This window comes from Candidatus Thioglobus sp. (assembly GCF_028599055.1).
Lineage (GTDB): Bacteria > Pseudomonadota > Gammaproteobacteria > PS1 > Pseudothioglobaceae > Thioglobus_A.
This window is the reverse complement of record NZ_JAQRMS010000112.1, coordinates 1-3,792: the sequence shown is the minus strand read 5'-3', so window position 1 is coordinate 3,792 and position 3,792 is coordinate 1. Positions and strand designations below refer to the sequence as shown.

4 protein-coding genes are annotated in these 3,792 nt (G+C 42.5%); 2 read left to right on the top strand and 2 right to left on the bottom strand.

What is annotated here, in order from left to right:
• Positions 1-154: 154 nt before the first annotated feature.
• Complete coding sequence (locus PSN35_RS06480) at positions 155-790, bottom strand: nucleoside triphosphate pyrophosphatase (RefSeq protein WP_300031096.1); 636 nt, start codon at positions 788-790, stop codon at positions 155-157.
• A 23-nt stretch (positions 791-813) separates the two neighbouring features.
• Between PSN35_RS06480 and folA the strand changes: the two genes are divergently transcribed.
• Entirely contained in the window at positions 814-1,299 is a 486-nt protein-coding gene (folA, locus tag PSN35_RS06475) for a type 3 dihydrofolate reductase (protein WP_300031093.1), read from the top strand.
• Between the two features lie 2 nt (positions 1,300-1,301).
• Complete coding sequence (locus tag PSN35_RS06470) at positions 1,302-1,484, top strand: DUF6726 family protein (protein WP_300031090.1); 183 nt, start codon at positions 1,302-1,304, stop codon at positions 1,482-1,484.
• A gap of 56 nt (positions 1,485-1,540) precedes the next feature.
• Here PSN35_RS06470 and PSN35_RS06465 read toward each other — a convergent pair.
• A partial coding sequence (locus PSN35_RS06465) for a glutamate synthase-related protein (RefSeq protein WP_300031087.1) occupies positions 1,541-3,792 on the bottom strand: 2,252 nt, incomplete at its 5' end.

Here is a 3,792-nt window from a genome sequence, read left to right as displayed (position 1 = left end):
CGATGTCATTAGCTATAAGCAGTATAACTTGCGGGTTTTGTTGAGCATGCTCGATTAATGCCAACGCATCAGCACTGCCATATAAAGAGCCCCAATAGGTTTTTTTACCCGAAGCTAAGGTGCTGACCTTGTCAGGCTGTAAATAACCCATGCGTTAAGCTTCAGCGTTCAGAACGTCAACACCTTCATTGTCTAATAGCTGGATTAGCTGAATCAAAGGCAGGCCAATTAAAGTATTGGGATCTTTACCATCAAGCTCACTAAATAAACCAATACCAAGACCTTCTGATTTGAAGCTTCCGGCACAATTGTAAGGCTGCTCTTTTTTTAAATAGTTGTTAATTTGCTCAAGGCTTAGCGATCTAAAAACCACTTTAAATGTTTCAACAATTGTTTGTATATTGTTGTTATTTGTATTTAAAAGACACAAACTAGTAACAAATGTAACGGTTTTTCCAGAACATTCGCTAAGCTGTTTAATGGCATTCTCATGCGTGTGCGGCTTGCCTAATACTTGATCGTTCGCACCCTTTCCATCTTGCAATGTAGCCACTTGATCTGAGGCGATAATCAACCCTTGATGAAACTTTGCCACTTCTTTTGCTTTATCTTGAGCCAATCGAAACACTAACTGCTCAGGCGTTTCCCCTAAATTTCTTGATTCATCAACGTCAGGCGAGTGCGTTACAAAGCTTAAACCGAGTTTGCTTAGTAGTTCTTTTCGAAAAGGGGATGAAGAAGCAAGAATTAATGACACGAGTGCTATGGGTGTTTGTAAAATAGAAGTCATTTTACGTTATTTAGGGCTTTTTCATGCGCTTATCCATCATCGTTGCTATGGACGACAATCAACTTATTGGTAAAGATAATGCTTTGCCTTGGCATTTACCAGCTGATTTAGGTTACTTTAAAAAAACCACCAGCGGAAAAACCGTGTTAATGGGTAGAAAAACTTATGAGTCTATTGGCAGGCCGTTGCCTAATCGTCGCAATGTGATTATCAGTCGTAATGCGGATTTTTTGGCCGAAGGCTGTGAAGTGGTCGGAAGTATTGATCAAGCGCTTGAGTTGGCCAAGGCTGATGAGGAAGTTATGGTGATGGGCGGTGCTTCTTTTTATGAGCAAATGCTGCCAAGCGTTGATCGTTTATATATTACTCAAATTGAAGGTGAGTATGAAGGCGATGCGCATTTTCCAGATTTTGATCGTGCTGATTTCTCCGAGAGTTTTAGAGAGTCGCATCAGCCGGATAAAAAAAACCAACATACTTATCACTTTACTATTTTGGATAGAAAATAACCATGTTTAAATTTACAATCCTACTACTTTCTGCTTTATTGTTATCAAGCTGTGTATTGACCAAAGTTGTTACCGTGCCAATGCGTGTTGGTGGCGCAGTCATTTCAATTGTTCCGGTGGTGGGCGAGGGGATTGATGAAACCATTGACGAAGCGGCCGATGTCATTGATGCTGTGCCTATTTAATTCAGAATTTTGACATAAAAAAAGGATTGCAATTAGCAATCCTTTTTTAGTTAACCCTATTTTTTAGCATTTTCAGCCAAAACCCGTTTAAAGTCTTTTGGCATCACCTTGATAAAGTGCGTTAGCTCCTCATCCCAGTTATCTAGGATGCGTTGTGCAACGGCTGATCCGGTAAATTTTGCATGATTTGTGACAAAAGCCTTCAGTTCAGCTTGCGCTTCATCATCCATTGGATCAAGATCAACCATGATCGGGTTAACCATGTCTTTGAACGTGTTATTTGGGTTATAAATATAAGCAATACCGCCACTCATACCTGCACCAAAGTTACGACCCACTTCACCCAACACTGTGACTCGACCGCCAGTCATGTACTCACAACCATGATCGCCAATACCTTCTACAACCGCTGTCACACCTGAGTTTCGTACACAGAATCTTTCTGATACGCAACCTGACAGATATATTTCACCGCCGGTAGCGCCGTAACCACAGACGTTACCTGCAATAATTTCATCTTGTGCATTAAAGCTAGAATTTTTAGGCGGGTAGACAATCACTTTACCACCAGATAAGCCTTTGCCAACGTAGTCATTAGCGTCACCTTCTACTTCAAGCGTAATACCTTTTGCCGTAAAGGCGCCTAATGATTGACCAGCAGAACCATTAAATTTAATGTGAACACTGTCATCTGCTAGGGTGTTGCCACCACGGGCTTTAACTAGGCGTGAGGATAGCATCGCACCAACGGCACGATCAACGTTGGTGATCTTGCTTTCAATTGTTACAGGTTGGTCATTGCTAACTACTGATTTAGACTGTTCAAATAAGGTGTTATCAAGCTGCAGTTCTAGTTGATGATCTTGGATTTGTGTTTGGTAAGTGCCTGCATTGGCGTGTGGTTTTTGTGCCGGTGTTAATAAGGCGTCTAGATTAATTGTGCCTTGCTTCCAATGCTCAATTGCTTGATTCATCTCTAACATGTCAACACGACCAATCATCTCATTGACGGTTTTAAAGCCAAGATCTGCCATGATAAGGCGTAACTCTTCAGCAACCATGAATAGGTAATTAACAACATGCTCAGGTTTGCCGGTAAACTTCTTGCGCAATTCTTTATCTTGTGTGGCGATACCAACCGGACAAGTATTTAAATGACACTTACGCATCATGATACAACCCATAGTAATTAACGGCGCTGTTGAGAAACCAAATTCTTCTGCACCTAACAATACGCCAATAGCAACATCACGACCTGTTTTTAGCTGTCCATCCGTTTGAATGACCACACGAGAACGAAGATCGTTCATCACTAGTGTTTGATGTGTTTCAGCCAAGCCTAGCTCCCAAGGCAAGCCTGCATGCTTAATAGAAGTAAGTGGCGATGCACCTGTGCCGCCATCATGACCAGCGATAACGATGTGATCAGATTTTGCCTTAGTTACACCGGCAGCAATCGTACCTACGCCGACCTCGGCTACTAATTTCACACTAATGCGTGCTTCTGGATTAGAGCGCTTTAAGTCAAAAATAAGTTGTGACAAATCTTCAATAGAATAAATATCGTGATGAGGCGGTGGAGAAATTAACCCCACGCCAGGTGTTGAGTGGCGAATGGCAGCAATACCTTCGTCAACTTTTGAACCTGGCAATTCACCACCTTCGCCTGGCTTAGCGCCTTGTGACACTTTAATTTGAATCTCATCGGCGTTGTTTAGGTAGTCAATAGTGACACCAAAACGACCTGAAGCTACTTGTTTAATTGCACTGCGACGTGAATCGCCATTGGCATCAGGCGTCCAACGTTTGGCATCTTCGCCACCTTCGCCGGTATTTGATTTACCGCCTAAGCGGTTCATGGCGATGGCTAATGATTCGTGAGATTCTGCAGAAATTGAGCCGAAACTCATCGCACCTGTAGCAAAGCGTTTAACGATTTCTTTGGCGGTTTCAACCTCATCTAGTGCAATCGGATTACCCGCTTTGAATGACATAAGACCACGTAAGGTTGAATTGCGTGTACCTTCTTCATTGGCGTGTTTGGCGAATGCCCAATAAGCGGACTCGTCATTATTTCTAGCAGCTAATTGTAGGTTAGAAATAGTTTTCGGATCCCACATGTGTTTTTCACCACCACTGCGCCAATGATATTGACCTAGATTGTCAAGTGTTTGAGTATGGTAGGCGTGTTGATGGCGCTTTTCACCTTCTGCCTGAAGAATGTCAAAATTAACACCATTAATGCGTGAAGCTGTTTCGAAGAAACATTTCTCCATTACTTCTGGCGCAAGGCCAACCGCTTCAAAGA

Excerpts from the sequence above, each read along its gene's own strand:
- PSN35_RS06470 (WP_300031090.1), top strand. The coding sequence starts at position 1,302 with ATGTTTAAATTTACAATCCTACTACTTTCTGCTTTATTGTTATCAAGC.
- PSN35_RS06480 (WP_300031096.1), bottom strand. The coding sequence starts at position 790 with ATGACTTCTATTTTACAAACACCCATAGCACTCGTGTCATTAATTCTT.
- folA (WP_300031093.1), top strand. The coding sequence starts at position 814 with ATGCGCTTATCCATCATCGTTGCTATGGACGACAATCAACTTATTGGT.